At 41.0% G+C, this 17,779-nt stretch carries 16 protein-coding genes and 1 pseudogene; 4 read left to right on the forward strand and 13 right to left on the reverse strand.

All coding sequences use genetic code 11. The features are described from left to right. Positions 1–564 precede the first annotated feature (564 nt). On the forward strand, positions 565–2,097 hold the full coding sequence (locus PI95_RS01435; protein WP_039748700.1) for a SagB/ThcOx family dehydrogenase: 1,533 nt from the start codon (positions 565–567) through the stop codon (positions 2,095–2,097). A 70-nt stretch (positions 2,098–2,167) separates the two neighbouring features. Here PI95_RS01435 and PI95_RS01440 read toward each other — a convergent pair whose 3' ends face one another. Then, the gene (locus tag PI95_RS01440; RefSeq protein ID WP_039748697.1) at positions 2,168–2,449 is read right to left on the reverse strand and encodes a DUF6679 family protein; all 282 of its coding nucleotides are present in this window, start codon (positions 2,447–2,449) and stop codon (positions 2,168–2,170) included. A gap of 84 nt (positions 2,450–2,533) precedes the next feature. Next, positions 2,534–2,800, reverse strand: coding sequence for a hypothetical protein (locus PI95_RS35500; RefSeq protein WP_236116885.1), 267 nt, complete (start codon positions 2,798–2,800; stop codon positions 2,534–2,536). Positions 2,801–2,867: 67 nt separating this feature from the next. On the opposite strand from PI95_RS35500, the gene PI95_RS01450 reads away from it, so the two are divergent. Continuing rightward, on the forward strand, positions 2,868–4,250 hold the full coding sequence (locus PI95_RS01450; RefSeq protein WP_039748696.1) for a lysophospholipid acyltransferase family protein: 1,383 nt from the start codon (positions 2,868–2,870) through the stop codon (positions 4,248–4,250). Positions 4,251–4,401: 151 nt separating this feature from the next. Here the strand turns inward: PI95_RS01450 and PI95_RS01455 are convergent, their stop codons facing one another. After that, on the reverse strand, positions 4,402–5,712 hold the full coding sequence (locus PI95_RS01455; RefSeq protein WP_039748695.1) for a glycosyltransferase: 1,311 nt from the start codon (positions 5,710–5,712) through the stop codon (positions 4,402–4,404). Between the two features lie 109 nt (positions 5,713–5,821). Between PI95_RS01455 and PI95_RS01460 the strand changes: the two genes are divergently transcribed. Continuing rightward, positions 5,822–6,085, forward strand: a complete 264-nt coding sequence (locus PI95_RS01460; RefSeq protein ID WP_039748694.1) for an AbrB/MazE/SpoVT family DNA-binding domain-containing protein — start codon at positions 5,822–5,824, stop codon at positions 6,083–6,085. 17 nt (positions 6,086–6,102) lie between these two features. Here PI95_RS01460 and PI95_RS01465 read toward each other — a convergent pair whose 3' ends face one another. The 5 genes from PI95_RS01465 to mnmE form a co-directional block, all read right to left on the reverse strand. Next, complete coding sequence (locus PI95_RS01465; RefSeq protein ID WP_039748689.1) at positions 6,103–6,432, reverse strand: XisI protein; 330 nt, start codon at positions 6,430–6,432, stop codon at positions 6,103–6,105. After that, positions 6,420–6,836 (reverse strand): XisH family protein, encoded by a 417-nt coding sequence (locus tag PI95_RS01470; RefSeq protein WP_039748687.1) that lies wholly within the window; start codon positions 6,834–6,836, stop codon positions 6,420–6,422. Before PI95_RS01470 ends, PI95_RS01465 begins: the two co-directional genes overlap by 13 nt. 262 nt (positions 6,837–7,098) lie before the next feature. Further along, on the reverse strand, positions 7,099–8,685 hold the full coding sequence (locus PI95_RS01475) for an alkaline phosphatase D family protein (RefSeq protein WP_039748685.1): 1,587 nt from the start codon (positions 8,683–8,685) through the stop codon (positions 7,099–7,101). 369 nt (positions 8,686–9,054) lie between these two features. Beyond that, positions 9,055–9,825: an SDR family NAD(P)-dependent oxidoreductase gene (locus tag PI95_RS01480; RefSeq protein WP_039748682.1), complete on the reverse strand. Its 771-nt coding sequence runs from the start codon at positions 9,823–9,825 to the stop codon at positions 9,055–9,057. 102 nt (positions 9,826–9,927) lie between these two features. After that, a complete protein-coding gene (mnmE, locus tag PI95_RS01485) occupies positions 9,928–11,316 on the reverse strand; it encodes a tRNA uridine-5-carboxymethylaminomethyl(34) synthesis GTPase MnmE (protein WP_039748681.1) in 1,389 nt (462 codons plus the stop codon). Between the two features lie 234 nt (positions 11,317–11,550). Between mnmE and PI95_RS01490 the strand changes: the two genes are divergently transcribed. Next, positions 11,551–11,742, forward strand: coding sequence for a hypothetical protein (locus tag PI95_RS01490; protein WP_336507015.1), 192 nt, complete (start codon positions 11,551–11,553; stop codon positions 11,740–11,742). 84 nt (positions 11,743–11,826) lie between these two features. Here the strand turns inward: PI95_RS01490 and PI95_RS01495 are convergent, their stop codons facing one another. The 5 genes and pseudogenes from PI95_RS01495 to PI95_RS01510 all read right to left on the reverse strand — a co-directional run bounded on the left by PI95_RS01495 (position 11,827) and on the right by PI95_RS01510 (position 17,532). Next, complete coding sequence (locus PI95_RS01495; RefSeq protein ID WP_039748679.1) at positions 11,827–12,516, reverse strand: Uma2 family endonuclease; 690 nt, start codon at positions 12,514–12,516, stop codon at positions 11,827–11,829. 74 nt (positions 12,517–12,590) lie between these two features. Continuing rightward, entirely contained in the window at positions 12,591–13,724 is a 1,134-nt protein-coding gene (locus PI95_RS01500) for a HetZ-related protein 2 (RefSeq protein ID WP_052325297.1), read from the reverse strand. A gap of 168 nt (positions 13,725–13,892) precedes the next feature. Further along, positions 13,893–14,717: pseudogene (locus PI95_RS37120) on the reverse strand (CHAT domain-containing protein); the annotation flags it as partial. A gap of 68 nt (positions 14,718–14,785) precedes the next feature. Continuing rightward, on the reverse strand, positions 14,786–16,417 hold the full coding sequence (locus PI95_RS01505; protein ID WP_039748678.1) for a mucoidy inhibitor MuiA family protein: 1,632 nt from the start codon (positions 16,415–16,417) through the stop codon (positions 14,786–14,788). A gap of 176 nt (positions 16,418–16,593) precedes the next feature. Then, positions 16,594–17,532, reverse strand: coding sequence for a LysR family transcriptional regulator (locus PI95_RS01510; RefSeq protein ID WP_039749054.1), 939 nt, complete (start codon positions 17,530–17,532; stop codon positions 16,594–16,596). Positions 17,533–17,779: the final 247 nt, after the last annotated feature.

Genomic DNA, 17,779 nt, shown 5'->3' on the forward strand with positions numbered 1-17,779 from the left:
TACACACTCCGATTTCTAGAGGCGATCGCACTCGTTCTGTGCTATATAAGACTTCCAAATAAATATTCCAAATTTTTTTGTGGTGCGGGCATCTTGCCCGCTAATACTAAAGGACGGGCAAGATGCCCATCCCACAAGATTGGATAATTTATTTCTTAGAGTTCCTAGCGTGTTGCTTTGCTTTTGCCCGACACTCTAAATCGCGCTTGTGTATCTTCACTTGAAGTCGAGGAGCTGAAGCTTATAAATAACTACAGCTTCTGCATTCATCACAAAAAAATTAGCGTTACTTATGACAGGTGGTGTTTTCATAACCACAGCTTCTGCATTCATTAGCACATCTTCAGCGTTATTTTTCACAGCTAATCGCTTTACTTATAAAAGGTGATGTTTTCATAACCACAACTTCAGCATTGATAACAAAGCGATTAGCGCTTTTTTACCACTGGGGTTTGAAAACATGCCTTAAGCATTCACTTTCCCACTCAGCATTTGTACTAATAAAGACGAAACTTATAGGCTCCCAAGTGCCAAGATAGGTAGTAGAAGGATATTAAAGCTCGTATGCCAGAACTACGCCAATCAATTGCCCAGCACTACCACGATCGCACTAAATACGATCCGCAAACACTTGCCTCGAAAAGTCACAGCATTGACTGGGCAAAGCAGCCTGTGCCTTTTAAAGACTACAAAATTGGCTCTGACTTCGATCTCAAACCCTACATCCATGAAAAACCAGAGGTATTTGCCGATAACCCAGATGCTCAATGGTGGCAAAGACTTTCGCGGTTGCTATTTTGTAGTTATGGGCTGACGGCGAAAATGCCTTCGATGGGAAGCACAGTTTATCTGAGATCCGCGCCGAGTGCAGGTGGATTGTATCCGGCTGAGGTGTATGTAGTTTCTCGCGGTACGCCGTTGTTACCACCTGGATTATACAATTATCAGTGTCGCAATCATTCGCTGATGCATTATTGGGAAAGTGATGTTTGGCAAGCTTTGCAATCAGCTTGTTTGTGGCATCCGACATTAGAAAATACCCAATTGGCGATTGTCATCACTGCGGTTTTCTATCGTTCGCAATGGCGCTATGAAGATCGCGCTTATCGCCGGATTTTTCTCGATTCCGGACATCTTTTAGGCAATATTGAGTTAGCTGGTGCAATTACAGATTATCGCCCTCATTTAATCGGCGGTTTTGTCGATGATGCGGTGAACGAACTACTTTATATCGATTCCCAACAAGAAGGGGCAGTAGCTGTTCTGCCTTTGGCTGACTTATTGGATGTCAAACAAAATCTGCCTTTAGGACGAACCGCTTTACCATCTTCCACTGAAATTGATTATCCGCAAATACCCGATGGCGAACTGTTGAGATATTTCCATACCTCCACAAAAATCTTACCAGGCACCACTGGCAAGCTCAACTTACCAGAGGTGAAACAAGAAAAATCTTTAGAAGATAAATACAACTTTCCTTTTTGTCAAAAAATTTCCACCGCTACCACACCCATCGACTGGGGAAACAAGCTAGACGAACTGGAAGTCAACATCCTGAAGCGACGTTCTACCCGCGCTTACAGCGGTAGCAATTTAACTTTTGATGAACTGAAAGCTTTACTCAATTTTACTTACCAGCCGAAAAGTTACATCGACCAAGGTTTAGATCCACAACCAGACTACTTTGATTTGAATCTCATCGAAACATTTATTGCTGTTTCTGGAGTGAAAGGACTTGACGCAGGCTGTTATTATTACGCACCACTAGCGCAAGAATTAAGACAAATTCGCTTTAAAAACTTCCAGCGAGAATTACACTATCTCTGCTTGGGACAAGAATTAGGACGAGATGCGGCTGCGGTGCTTTTCCATACGGCAGATTTGAAAAACGCCGTGGTTCAATATGGCGATCGCGTTTACCGTTATTTACATATGGATGCCGGTCATTTGGGGCAAAGGCTGAATTTAGCCGCTATTCGCCTCAATTTGGGCGTCAGCGGTATCGGTGGCTTCTTCGACGACCATGTAAATGAAGTCTTAGGTATTCCCGCTGATGAGGCAGTTGTTTACATCACAACTTTGGGAAGACCGAGGTAAAACATTAAGTGAGGCGATCGCATGAAAATTTTCACATAAAGCGCGGCGATCGCTTCTGAGTATCAATAATTTATTCCTTCTCAAAAATCTGGGAAAGTCTATTTTTCATTTCTTGCACTTCCCCATCACTCTTAGGTATTGCTAACAGACGAACTTCAATTTCCGTGACATTTTTAATCCGAGTAGTCTTTTCCCAAAGCCTTCTTTCTTTGTCAGATTCATTCTCATAACGAAATGTTACAGTTTCTTGACTTACATCTAAAATTTCCACGTTTTTTAACCAGCCGTTACTGCTTTTGACAAAAAGCCAAACATTCGGCTGACCAATAAGTTCTCGAAGTTTATTCTCCATACAATAATTCTTGGGATAAAAGACACTACTACGCTGAATAAAGACTGTCAATCTAGCTTAAGTCTTATTTTTACTACATTATTTTTATTTTGAAAAGCTTTTTAACAAAATATTTCTACCGATAGATGTTATTAAGTGGGCATTGGTAATTGGTAATTGGTAATTGGTAATGGGTAATTGGTAATGGGTAATTGGTAATGGGTAATTGGTAATGGGTAATTGGTAATGGGTAATGGGCATTGGTAATTGTCCCCCTTGTCCCCCTTGTCCCCCTTGTCTCCTTGTCCCCTTGTCCCCTTGTCTCCTTGTCTCCTTGTCTCCTTGTCTCCTTGTCCCATGCCCTATGCCCATTTTCCTTCTGATTTTTCGCTAAGTTAGAGATTCCCCATATTGAAGGAATACAACCTGGAGATTCACCTTGCCACATCCGATTGAACGCGCTCAACCACGTCTAGAATTTATTCCGCAGCGCTTTAATTTGCTTGTATACTATGCAGTAAAAGCGCTTTTGCCAGTGTTGCGGCGCTTTCGGCTTCGACCGTGGCTGCCTGCGGGTATCGCGCAAATTGAAACTGTGAATGTAGAGAAGTTAGTCAATCTCTACCAAGAATTTCAAAACGGTAAAATTCGCTTTTTAATGGCGTTTCGTCACGCTGAAGTTGACGATCCGCTCTCGATGATGTATTTACTTTCCAAGGCTGTACCGAGGGTAGCGCGTCAAGAGAATATTTCATTACAATACCCGGCTCATTCTTATTTTCTCTATGACCGGGGAATGACTTTATGGGCTGGAGAATGGCTGGGTTGGATGTTGTCTGGCTTGGGAGGGTTATCGATTTATCGAGGTAAGCGACTCGATAGAGTTGGTCTGCGAACAGCGCGGGATTTGTTTGCTAATGGCAAGTTGCCTATTAGTGTAGCGCCAGAAGGAGGCACTAACGGACATAGTGAAATTGTCAGTGCTTTAGAACCTGGAGTTCCTCAGTTAGGCTTTTGGTGTGCAGAAGATTTGGCGAAAGCTAATCGGTCTGAGTCAGTTTTAATTGTGCCGATCGCTATTCAATATTTTTACATCAATCCAAGTTGGAAAAAACTGAATTCACTTTTAAGTAAGTTAGAAGCTGATAGCGGTTTATCGGTACAGCCTATTGGTGAATCAATTGAGAGAGAAAAGCTATTTTCAGAGCGAATTTTGCGACTTGGTGAACATGTGCTTTCGCAGATGGAAAAATTTAGCGATCGCTTTTATCATCAACCACCATCTACGAACTCTAACCAAGATATTGATACTCGGTTACAGGCAATATTAAATAAAGGCTTGCAAGCAGCCGAACAATATTTTAATTTGGAAAGTGAAGGAACAGTAATTGAACGCTGTCGCCGCATCGAGTCCGCCGGCTGGGAAGATATTTACCGAGGAGATTTACCAGATTTTAATAGTTTATCGCCTTTGCATCGCGGCTTGGCAGATTGGATTGCCGAAGAAGCATCTCTGCGGATGTTACACATGCGTTTAGCCGAGAGTTTTGTCGCGGTTACAGAAAATTATGTCAAAGAAAAGCCTACTTTTGAAAGATTTGCGGAAACATCGTTAATTTTGTTTGATTTAATTTCCCGCATTAAAGGAGATAAAAATCCGGCAAGACCTCGCTTAGGTTGGCGAAAAACGCGGGTAACAATCGGTGAGCCAATTTCAGTTACAGAACGTTTTTCAAATTATCAGAAAAATCGCGTTGGTGCCAGACAAGCAGTTGATGATTTGAAGCGAGATTTGCAAACAGCGTTAGAGAAGATGATTTAATGTCCGCGTTTATTAATAGTCGTAGAGACGTTACGAACCGAACGTCTCTACAATATGTGTTCCAACGCCAAACATAATATAATTTCGTAAAATCACTAATAAATTGAAAGGAAAAAGTGATTGTTGTTTAAATATATCGCAATAACAGATACTACTTATTAGCTCTGAAAACAGGTTCTTTAGTGGATGCTAATTGCTCCAGTAGTTTTATAGCAAGTGTGGAAGCATCATAATTATTAATCTCAGCTTTAAAGCTTTCTGCCCTTTGCCGATATTGCGATGAATTAATAATTTTCATGACAGCATCTCGAATCTGCTTAGATGTAGGTGTACTTGTTTTGAGGTCAATTCCTACGCCAGCCCATTGCACTCTAGCGCAAATTTCTGGCTTTTCTTCAGTCTGACCAGCAGTAACCATTGGTACACCATTTGCCAAAGCAATCTGCACACCGTTGAATCCACCGTTTGTTACCATGACATCTGTATAAGGCAGCAGATAAGCGTGGGGAATAAACTTTTCTAGCCTGATATTTGGTGGAATTAAATTGAGTTGCAGATTTTCTACTGGTTGTCCTCCTGTTGTAGCAACCACTAAAACATCTTCATTTGCAAGTGCTTGAATTGTTGGGAAAATTAAATCTGTTGCTTCGGTTGCGACTGTACCTTGTGTAACATGAATAATCGGTTTGCCACATTTAAGGTCATCCCACCATGCAGGAGGGGTAAAGTCTGTTGGTGCGGGAGGTAAAAATGTTCCAATGAAATGGACTTGAGGCGGCAAATCACTGCGAGGATATTCAAAGGATGGTGTAGTACCTTGTAAATAGAGAAACGGGGATAACGCAGCAGTGAAAAAATCCTGTGACTTAGGTGGTAGCCCAACGGTGACTCGAACGCGGTCAAGATGAACCGTCACATCACGCATGATGATATTTTGCGATAGCCAATTGAGAAATGAATTTCGCGATCGCCCTAAAACTGAATAATTCGGTTTTATTCCCAGTCCAAAGGGTGCTGTATCGCAACTAGTAAATGGTAATGCTGACAACCCAAATGCTGCCCAAGGTAAGTTAGTTTTTTCATGCAGCCAAGACATACCCAAGAAGAAGACATCACACAGTAAAACATCTGCTGGATATTCGCGCAGAATTTCCGTTAAGTCTTCGAGTTGTGTGACTGCCGAATCAATAAAGCCGTGCTTCAGGTAAAACTTAAACTGGGCTACTCCCTTCAACGCATCTTTTTGCTTCAACCAAGATTGGGGAATACTATTGATGTCAGTTAAATCTATGCCTGTGCGAATCGGGATATGATGTGCGCCAGTTGCTTCTATCTTATCTTTAAATCCTTTCCCGGTATACCACCATACTTCGTGTCCGCATTCTACAAGTTTGCGGGCGATCGGTAAAGCCGGATTGACGTGTCCAGCAGCAGCAATTGTACCAATGAGAAAACGAGTCATAATTTATGAATTAAAAATTTATTTCATAAATCTCAGCATGAAACACTGAGTTATCGATGTCAATGATACAATTCTGGCATCATTCTTACTTTTTTAGCTTTATGAACTCATGGAAATCACAAAATTATCTAGTGAAGGACAAGTTATTATTCCCAAGTCTTTGCGGGAAGCGCATCATTGGGAAGTTGGTCAAGAACTCATCGCTATTGATATGGGTGATGGTATTCTTCTCAAACCTAAAAAACCTTTTCCAGAAACCACATTGGATGATGTAGCTGGTTGCTTAAAATATCAAGGTAAATCGCAAAGTATTGAGGATATGGATAATGCGATACGCCAAGGTATAGAGGAATCATGGCATGGTCGCGGTTGATACTAATATAGACTTTTTTATCCAATAGCAAACTCAGTAAACTTCCGCTTATATGGAGCCTGAAAACCCAAAACAATATCTTGTTTAGGAACTCCAGCAGCCACTAACTCATTAGCCACCCCTACCTCAGTTCCATCGCGCTGAATCCAAATCTTGCCATCTTTAATATCAATATGAATGATGCAACCGTAAACGCGTCTCAGTTCTTCCCATCCCAAATGAAGCATTTGATAATGGTCGTGCGTTGTATCAAAAATTAGCTGTATTTCTGTATCGTCATTTGAGTGGTGAATTGAATGATTTTTAAGTATTGACTGCACTAATTCACGGTAGTTTATTCCTTCCATAGCAAAACCTCTTCTTTAATTGGAGAAAAAATAAGAAGCTTAAGTTGATATTCAACTATTACTTCTTGAATAAAAGGTCTAACAAAAAAATCTTGATAAATATCCTCAGAAATTGCCAAGTACAATATTCGGTTGGGGTACTTTTTCCGTAATGCTGAACGGTAGGTGAGCGTCTGACCAAGAGCTACATAAAAATCACTAACTTCCGATGCGCTTAAGAAAGATTTAATCTCAACTGCAATTTGTTGACCAGCTTTTTGAGCAGCTAAGATCCTTTCTGCTCCTAAGTCTATATAAAAGTCAATTTCATCAACTTTAATTGATAGAGGATCGTGGGTAATTATCCACCCATCCTTCTCTAAAGCAACGCGAACAGCATTGTGAAAAATGTCTCTAGCTGACATAGTTTAATTATAAATATACTCTATGGCGAGTTTTGTTGGCAAAAGTTTGAGTAAATCTGTCATAAGAAAGATTTTATTTGATCTGATTTGTATATTTTTAATTTATTTAACATACTAAGGCGATCGCCTACCATCCCAGAAAAAACTACCCGCGATCGTCTTTTTGAAATTATTTGATACCTGCAAATAAAGCGCGAATAACATAGAAATTCTTCGCACTTTATCGTCTATCTATAATCGATCGCACTGCATAAGATGCAGTTTATTTTTCTGGCGGCAAATCTAGACTGTACAGAGTTTCCCCTTCTAAGTTAAGCAATGCGACTGTCATCACTTCTGTATTGCTATCAATTTTGACTGTGCCAAAGAATTGAAAACCCTCACTTGGAGGTCGATTTGCTTTCAAATCTGGAGGTATAGCGAGAAACTTTACCTCAGGACCAAAGGTATTATCGAGTTTATTAGGTCCAAATGTGCCAGAGTTGAGAGGACCTGCAACAAATTCCCAGAAGGGTTTAAAGTCTTGAAATTGTGCTTTGTTGGGGTCGTAATAATGAGCTGCTGCGTAATGTACGTCAGCAGTTAACCAAACAACATTCTTAATATTGTTGCGGTTGATGAATTGTAGTAAATCGGCAATTTCTAGTTCTCGTCCCAATGCGGGACCATCTCCGTTAGCGAGGTTTTCAAAGTTAGTCGAACCATCTGGGACTACCAATCCAATAGGCATATCGCTGGCAATAACTTTCCACGTTGCTGTTGATTTTCGCAATTGGTTTTTCAACCAACGCACCTGCGTATTACCTAAAAATGCCGTTTCTTGACTTTGTTCTGTCTGACGATTAGTTGTGTTTGGTCCCCGGTAACTGCGCTCATCCAACATGAAAATTTCTAGTAATTGACCATGCTTAAAAGAGCGGTAAATTCTAGTAGGATCGTTGTTATCCAATCTAATCGGTACGTATTCCAAAAACGCTTGATTTCCCCGCTCTGCTAGTAAGGAAACGTCCTTGACTGTGTAGCGATTATCGTCTAGTATCTCGCCAGGATACCAGTTGTTTGTTACCTCGTGGTCGTCCCATTGTACGAGTTGGGGAACTTGGGCATTGAAGCGACGAACATTTTCATCTAATAAGTTGTAAATGTAGTTACCGCGATATTCTTTTAAGGTTTCGGCAACTTTTGATTTTTCCTCTGTGGTAATGTTTTTCCAGATGCTACCGTCATCAAGCTTTACTTCTGCTTGAATCGGACCATCAGCATAAATATTGTCGCCGGAATGGATGAAAAAGTCTGGGTTGAGTTTGCGGATACTTTCGTAAATTTTCATTCCCCCAAAATCAGGATTAATACCCCATCCCTGACCGGCAGTATCCCCCGACCAAGCAAACAATATATCTCGACGATATGCAGGGGCAGTTCGGAAAGTACCAGCAACGGGGACGCTATACTTTCTTTTATCAGCTAAATCTTGAAAAATAACTCGATAGAATATCTGCTGCTGTGATGGCAGATTTCTCAGATAAACTCGTGCCGTGTAGTCGCTGATTTCTAAGGCGTTTGCACCTTTAATACGCTGCACGCTACGGAAAGATTCATCTAGAGAATATTCTACAATCATTTGCGCTGGGCGATCGCTACGACTCCAAATGACAGCTCTATTACCGTCAATGTCACCACTAGCTACTCCATAAGGTATGCTAGGACGCTCTTTGTCTGATGTGATGATACCAGGTGCTTGAGCGAAACCTGATTTTGCTAAAAAATTTGTAGCAATTATTCCACCGCTGGTCATAGCTGAATTTAGCAAAAACTGGCGCCGGTTTAGCTTGAGTGGATTGGATTTCATAAAATTTCAGAACCGTAGTTAAAATCCTACACGGACTTTCATAAACCGAACCACAACGAACCACGAAACTGCCCTATGGAAATTCCAAAGGGTAGACACGTTAAATTCCCAGATTGCTGATTTAAATAGCAATCCAATCAAAAAAATGATTATCTTTAGTAACACCTAGAACAATACTAACGGTGCGTTAATTTGTCAAGAATACGAGCAATTCATATTGACATCAATAGAATCGCTTACTGCTCATGGTAACAGTTTTTCGTTGATAAATAACTAACCTTTTCTTAACCTTATTTTTATCTGAAATTAACCTTAATTAAATTTATTTAAATCTTAATCATTAAATAATAACTACTTTATTTCCTATTTTTACCAAGGTAATCGGCTACCATCCCAGGAAAAAAACTGCCCGCTATCTTCTTGTTGAAGCTGTTCGATAACTGCTAGTAATTGACTAACAGTTCGCTCGACTGAGAATAATTTTTCTGCTGGTACATTACCTTGAAATGGACGAGAAAGACGGGTATCAGTTGTACCTGGGTGCAATGTCACTACTATAGTTTTCGGGCTGTTTCTACCATACTCAATCGCTACTGTTCGCATAAACATATTGAGTGCAGCTTTGGATGCTCGGTAGCCATACCATCCACCAAGTTGGTTATCGCCAATACTACCAACTTTAGCAGATATACTCGCAAAAATGCTGCGTTCTTGATGACGAAATAGCGGTAATAAATGTTTAGCAAGTAGCACAGATGCAATACTATTAACTTGGAAGTAACGCAGCAGATTATCTGCATTTATTTGTCTTAAGCTTTTTTCTGGTTGCAATGTTTCATCATGCAGTAACCCGACACAATTGATAACAAAGTGGAGTTTATTGACTTGTGCGCGTATCTTTTGAACGGCTTCGATAATTTGCGATTCGTCGGTAATATCTATCTGTAAACAAGTTAGTTTTTCAGAGTTTTCGCTTTCGAGAGTGATTAATTCATCAGCTAATTCTTGTTGGCGATAAGTTGCATAAATTTTGGCTATTTTGTCATCTTGTAATAATTTTTGTACAAAACCTAGACCAATACCTTGGCTGGCTCCTACAATTAATACGTTGGCATTGCTAATTTGATTAATAAAAGCCATTCAATTAAAATAGTATTCGTAGTGAGGACTTTAGTCCTCTTATTATACCGTAGTGAGGACTTTAGTCCTCTTATTATACTCGGAGGACGACTAAAGTCGTCACTACTTACCAATGCAAAACTTATGAAAAATCCGGTCGAGAACTGATTCTGTAACTTCCTCACCTGTGATTTGCCCTAATGCATAAATTGCACTTCGTAAGTCAATTGTCCAAAAATCGAATGGTAATTGTTGGGCAATTGTTGCTTGCACTTGTTCTAATGATATTTTAGCTTGTGTTAACGCGGCTGCTTGTCTTTGATTAATTGCTAAATCCATATCAGCAGCTTGAACTTTTCCAGTTTTAACTATTTCTAAAATAGCTTTTTCTAAAGCATCAATTCCTTGATTATTAGCGGCTGCGGTTTGAACAACTTGGCTAATATTTGTCGGATATTGAATAGATGCAATATAATGCGTCTCTACGAGGTCGATTTTATTGAGAACCAAAATTAACGGACGGTGTTGCACTTGCAAGTAAATTTCCGCATCGCTTTGAGTCCAACCGGCGGAAGCGTCGATGGTAAGTAATACTAAATCAGCCGCACTTGCAGCACGACGCGATCGCTCGACGCCAATCTTCTCTACTTGGTCAACGGTATCGCGAATACCAGCCGTATCCAGCACTTGCACGGGTATTCCACCAACAACTAGCTGCGATTCAACTACATCGCGGGTGGTTCCGGGCAAGTCGGTAACAATAGCGCGATCGCTTTGGCTCCATGCATTCAACAAACTCGATTTTCCCACGTTCGGACGCCCGACAATCGCCACTTTTAAACCTGTGCGTAACAGTTCGCCTTTTTCTGATGTTGCTAATAACTTAATTATTTCTGCGGTAATTCTCTCAATTTCTGATATGATCGCTTTATCATCCAGCGGAGGTAAGTCTTCCTCAAAGTCGATGCGAGCTTCGATTTCCGCTAAAATATCCAAGCAGTTAGCGCGTAACTGACGGATCGGATGAGCTAATTTCCCCTGCAAACCAGCTAATGCTGCTTGTGCTGCTTGAGGAGATTTTGCACCCACCAAATCAGCAATACTCTCAGCTTGAGTTAAATCTAGTCGCCCATTCAAAAAAGCGCGGAGGGTAAATTCTCCCGGTTGAGCCAGTCTTGCGCCACTTTCCAAACACAGTTGCAACACTTGCTGCACGGCGATAATTCCTCCGTGGCAATGAAATTCTACCACATCTTCACGAGTGTAAGAGCGGGGTGCTTTCATAATCAACAAAAGTGCTTCATCCACCAGTGCTGCGGAAAGCGGATGGCGAATGTAACCGTAGAGAATGCGGTGAGATTCCCAAACTTGATTACCAGGTGCATGAAAAAGAGTTTCGGCGATTTGCAAAGCTTTATTACCAGATAAGCGCACAATTCCCACACTACCCTGTTGCGGAACAACAGCAGTAGCGATCGCCGCGATCGTGCCAATTGTAGCAAATTCCGACATGAGCGCTTTTTCAACCCAGATACTTTATCTATTTTCGATTTTAGAAACGTTGCTGTACAAGTGCAGTGAGAATTTTAGATTTGAAATTTTAGAAATGTTACATTGAATGTCTCACAGCACAGCCATAACGTTAATATTTATTTTGAAGAATACAGAAAAATACCAGTATTTCTGCTTATAAGTAGGAATTACTCTAGATTAGCGTTCTCAAAATCTATAGTAAAGGAGGTCAGCGTGGAAGAGGGTAAAGTAAATAATCCCCAAACCAGCGACAACAATCAAGTTGACTCAGAAAAATCTCATGTAGAATCAACGTCAAAGTTCATTCAAGAAACTTCGTTAGACAAAATGCATGAAATAGCGGAAGCAGCGAGAATGAAAAAACTCATGGAACCGCCTAAATGGATTTTACCTGAAGATATTTAAAAGTAGAGACGTTCCGTTGGAACGTCTGTAGTGTAGAGACGTTCCGTTGGAACGTCTGTACGAATAGCCAGGATATTGCCTTTGCTAAATAGAGTCTGGATCGATATTTAATTCTCGCAGCTTTGCCGCCAAGCGTTCAACTTTTTGTTGAGCCAATTCTTTCTGCTGACGTTCTGACTGCACTTGTTCTTCTGGTGTTGTAACCAGTTGTCCTTCAGAAGTGAAAAAGCGTAACTTTTCTTCATGCACTCCCAAATATAACCCAAGCTGTTTACTCCACAACCAGCCTAGGGGGTTGGGTTGCAATGGTTGATATTCACCACCTTCCAAAATAAATCCCGCAAATTCTAAATTATTTGGATCGAACCAAAAGTAATCTGGTGTGCGAAAAATATCTTGATAAATTTGTTTTTTTAAATTTTTATCAGTCGCCGCTGTTAAATCGGAAAGAAGCTCTACAATCACATTGGGATATTTGCCATCTTCTTGCCAGACAACCCAACTTTTGCGTGCAGCGCGGTAGCTTCCCAGCACGACAAAAAAATCTGGTCCTTTGAAGTCTTCTGATTTGGGCTGGCGTGAACTATAGTAAACGGTGAGATTACCCGATGCATAGAAATCGTTGCGGTTTTGCCACAACCAGTCAATAGACTGGATTAGCAGCATCATTTGCTGGCGATGTAAGTCAGATTCCAAAGGCGGTTCTTGACTATATAAATCCCCTGGTGGAAATATAACATTTTCTGGCGTTTCTAAATCTTTGGCGACAGACATAGTAGCTAGTGTCTAACTGGTATAAGTTTAGCGTAGTTGTGAGGCGGAATTGCTGTTAGGGAAGGAGTGTAATTTTACTCTTTAACTCTGAGACTTTGAGCCGCGAGATAGATTTTACTCCATTCGCCCATTACCTGATGGGTTTTGAGTTTTAACTGTTGAGCGATTTCTTCGATGGATTTGCCTGCTTTTCTAAGAGACAATACCTGCCGCTCGATAGGAGTTATTTGTTGATGTAATTGCTGCCATTGCTGCGGTGTTAATCCTAAGTTGTGTTCGTCTAGAGAAATTTCTAGCCAGTTATCTACTAGCTCCGGTTTGCCTTTGACGGCAAAGACACGCACGGCATGGTAGCTAATTTTCTCCCGCAGTCGATAAACTTCTTTAATTGGCTTATTTAGTTTTTTGGCGATTTCATCTTGGGATTTGCCTTGCAGATACAGTCGCAACCACTCTACTGCGTCTTGTCCGAGATTTTCTTGTAGATAAGTTTCAAATTCTTGCAGTACTGAGTGACGCAGTACTTGCTGTTCTTCTAGTTGTTGTGCTTCAAGATATTCGGCGATCGCCTGATTATCGGCTAAGTTAACGCGGTTGTTGTTGTCGTCTGTGAGAATTTCTTCAGAAACTAGTTTAATTAAATCGCTACCAGGCACTTGGGTTAAACCACCACGCTGGGTACGTCGCAAGTAATTTACGAAACGGTAAGCCAATAACGGTTGATTGCGTACTGGTCGCAAGCAATATTCTTCCATGCTGGCAAACAGCAAAGAATTCTGTAGTCTGGCATCGGTTGTAAACTCGGCGATGTCAGCCATTTGCTGCTGCATGTAGTTATCGCTTTGCAGTAATTCTTGAAGTACTTCTTGCAATACATCCACGACACTGCGTTGGCGATCGCGACTCAGAGAAATCCAAGTCTGGATTTTATTACGTAATGTCACTAAACTCCCCAGCCGAGTTATCAAGTTGCGATAACCACGTTCTCGCGCTATACCCAAGTAGCGCTGGCATAAAATCCGATAGCGATATTCCATCGCTTGCTTGGCGATATCCAGTTCCTTAGGATTAAGCAAGTCAAACCGTTTTGAGTTACTTCCCAAAAGCCAGAGAATAATACTTTCCCTGTTTGCTTCGCTTTGTTCTGGACACTCTGCTGCCAAACGTTGGCGCCAATATAGCGTCAGTTTTTCTGACTCTGAAGCCATAGCGAGATTGCGCTCCTCGAAACCCTGTTCTAGAGTTACGATCCGCCGTTTCCCAGAAGCCGCATAAAGTCCATAGATGGCTTCTACTTCCGCCGATTTTGTGGTATGCGCTCTGGGCTGTGCAGTGGGGATTCTCTCTTCCTGAGAAGCTACAACTTGCACATTCTCGACAGGAATACCTAATATTTCAGTCAGCTTGCCTTCTCTATACAGAGCCAAAATTTTCTCAAGCCCCTCTTGAGAACCTTCTAAAACTAGCTTTACACTGCCTGCTTCAATTTTCTGTAGTGTCAAGGATGCATCTCCGGAAATTTGACGCAAATGGGCAATAATAGCTTCTGCTAATGGTTTGTTAACTTCATCAATAGTGGCGCTTAATACAAGTATATATTTAGCTGGCTCTAGGTTATTTTTTATAGGCTTTGTTTTTTCGTAAAGAACAGGGGTTAAATGCTCTGGAATATTATGTATTTGAATTTCCGCACAGCCAAACTTGAATGCTTTTTCAATTGAACGGTTTGCACCAAGCGCTTTATAAAACCCAACAGCAAATTCACTTGCTGCTTTATCACCAATTGCTTGGTTCATACCAATAACGAAATCTATATGCTGAGAAATTGCTTTTGCCTGAGTTTCTGAATAACAAGCATTCAAGACTACACAATAAACTTGTTCATTTACAAGTTCAAACAATGCAGCCAAAGCATCAGGTGTCACAGGCTGAATTTTTCCCGATCCATTCTCAAAATAAAGCTCCCCAGTATTTGTGCCATGACCGGAAAAATGTACAATATGAGGTTCTACATCCAGTATTGCATCACTGATATCTCCAGGACGCACGCTCCACCGTTGCTCTAACGAGAATTTCTCTCGGTATTTAGCTAGTTGCAGCCTTTGTTGAATATCTCGCAACTCTTGCCCCAAACGCAACCGAGAAGCATCACTGGGATCTGATGCTAAAAACAAAATTTTAATCGGGCGATCGCTATTCATCCAGAAGCGTTGCACAAGTGTAATTGGTTACTAATATAGCTTCAAAGGCGCCCTCACCATTCATATCACTAAATATCCAACCCCACAACTGTTAGCTCAGGTGGATGTTCAACCGTAAACTGATAATACACCTCTCTTCGCTCTTCGGGTGCAAGAGTTAACAACCATTCCAAAATTCCCATTTCTCCAAGTTGAATTTGTGGGTTACTGCGAATCAGACGCACTTTAATTTGCTCGTTGCGACTAACTGGCAATTGTTCGGTTAATTTTAAATTAACTTCTGAGTTAAGTAAGTTAGTAATTATCAAGCGATAACTATAAGTAATCCGCCGCTGATTGCCAATTAATTTTTTGTCTACCTGACGCTCAACTAACTCCCGCACAATTTTCAAATTTTCTTCAATTCCTAAGTTAAGTTTGAATTCTTGCCCTGCTACAATATTATCTAATTGTGTTGTTCCCACAAAAATATTGTCGCGGAAAATATTCGCTTTACCTGGTAGCAAAGTTGCACCGTTAACGCTATTTTTCACATTAGCTTGCAAATAAGCAAAGCTTACCAAGCGCGGCATTGCTATATAATCAAAATTACAAGGATAATCGTCATTGAATATTGTTGTTTTATGAGGTGAACCATCACTGGGAATGTTACCGCCAACGCTTAATTTAAAGGTAACTACGCTTCCTTGTTTTGATACTTCAGCAACAACAGTTTCCGCAGCAATTAAAGTTTCTTCTGTCTCGTCGGATTCATTGTAACTATCTTCAGCCGCACCCGCGATCGCCATCGGAGCCGCAGGTATGGACATCGGTCTTTGTCGTACTCGTCGTGTCGTCATTAATTGCGCGGCAGGATGTGGTACGTCTATATACCACGGTTGCAGTTTAGGCGGTAGTGTACCTAGTCCGGGTTTGGCGGTAGAACAAGTGATATCAACGTTTATCCAATCTTCGCCAGTGTTTTGGGTGATTTCTGCTAAGTAGCCAAGATGCACAGTATCGCTGGTACTGCTAACCCGCAAGTCATAAAGTGGATTCCAACTAGCGCTATTAACTAGGTAGGAAACCTCTAGCTCAAATTCTCCTGCACCGACAGGCTCTATTGCCACAATCAAGCTAACACTTTCTTTAGGTAATGGTGTTTGGATTTTTTGTAAAGAAGCGTAAAGTACTTGTAGCTGCTTGTCTAATTCTTGTTGTTGGCTTTTGCATTCCCCAGAAGCGATCGCATATTCGCTATATTGGCTACCCAAAAAGTTGAGGAAATCCAATGTTTCGCTCAAGCTGAGATTTTTCCGTGCCAAACTCTGTGCGAATGGATCTTCTGTCTTTTCGCGCAAACCGGCGATAAAACTAGATTGTAAGGCGAAAGCATCCACTTGCGCTTGGAGGTTACGCTTTTCGGCTTCTATTTGCTGAATTTGCCGATGATATTGTGCTACTCGTTCAGCCACGGGTTCGGTAGTGAAAATGCGATCGCTACTCACTCCCAACAACCGCACCGCTACTGAACCATTCCCGCTAACCCTGACAGACTCAGTTTCTATCATCGGTAATGCGGTAATTACTAATGAGCGTTCTTGTCCTGTTAAAGACACTATACCGCGTCGTGACACTAAAGCTTTGTCAGCGTACACCGTCACAGCTTTAATCTGGGTGTCTACTATTTTCGTTTCATAGTTCGTTTCCGGGTTAACCACAGTCAGTTTTCCCCAAGTTAATGTTTGTGCAGGTTAATTTTTAATGATTAACAGTCTAACCGTCAAGTTATTTGGCAATTTGGTCAATGGAATTGACAAGTGTGGAAAATGAAGTTAGGTGTAAGGGTTTTAAGTCCTCTTACACCCAAAACTACAATACCCCCATATTTTATAAGTTAATTACCTCCCTCAACACTGCTATAAACCGGAGAAATGCTGTTTTGTACCATCTTATTCGCTGCGTCTAATAGATACTCAAAGTAAGTACGAGCAACGATAGATAGCTGTTTGCCATTCGGATAGACCATGTACCAAGTTCGCTTAATGGGGAAGTGTTCTACATCCAAAATAGTTAATTCTGCTGTGTTTGGCATTAAGGTATGGCGAGATAAAACGGAAATACCTAAACCACCGGCGATCGCTTGCTTAATTGCCTCATTACTTCCCAATTCCAGCTTGACTTTCACCTTTATGTCATGTTCATCAAAAAGACTTTGCACAGCACGTCGCGTTCCCGAACCTGGTTCTCGCATAATAAAAGGTTCATTCGCAAGACGTTCTATAGGAATATTTTTTTCCTTAGCTAGCGGATGATTTGCTGGTGCAAGAACTACTAAAGGATTATCTAAAAAGGGCTGGCAATTCACATCAAGATGTTCTGGCACTTGACTTATAATATACAAGTCGTCCAAATTGTTAATCATCCTTTCTAAAATACGTTCGTGATTAGTTACTTGCAAAGATATCTCTATGCCAGGATAAAGTTGGCAAAATGGACCCAACAAACGCGGTACAAAATATTTTGCTGTTGTAATTGCTGCTAAACGTAATTGTCCTTGTTTTAGCCCTTTTAAATTTGCAACTTTCATTTCAAATTGGGCTATTGTCTCAAAAATTTGGCGGCAAGTTGCAAATAATTCTCTTCCCGCTTCTGTTAGAAATAAGCGCTTACCTACTTGCTCAAATAATGGCAAACCCACCGATTTTGTCAGTTGTTTGATTTGCATTGAGACAGTCGGTTGAGTGAGAAAAAGTTCTTCTGCGGCGCGAGTAAAGCTACCATGCCGTGCCGCCGCCTCAAACACCTTTAACTGGTGCAGCGTCGCTTGGTTCAAGGGTAATTCTCCTGTAATAGCAATTTGTCGATATAAATTTAGTATCACGTAACACTCATAAATGATAGAGTGTCGCCCACCAAAAAGTTATCAACGATAGTATATAGATGATTATCTATTATTGCGATTAGAATATTTGTATTTTCTTTATGTAAGTTCCAAGTTATTATCAGAACAACAAGCAAAGCGTAAGATGCCTTTCAGCCAACGTTGCACACCTTAAAGGTATGTTTCGAGGGGTAGTAAC

This window comes from Hassallia byssoidea VB512170, assembly GCF_000817785.2.
In the GTDB taxonomy this organism is placed as follows: domain Bacteria; phylum Cyanobacteriota; class Cyanobacteriia; order Cyanobacteriales; family Nostocaceae; genus Hassallia; species Hassallia carrinoi.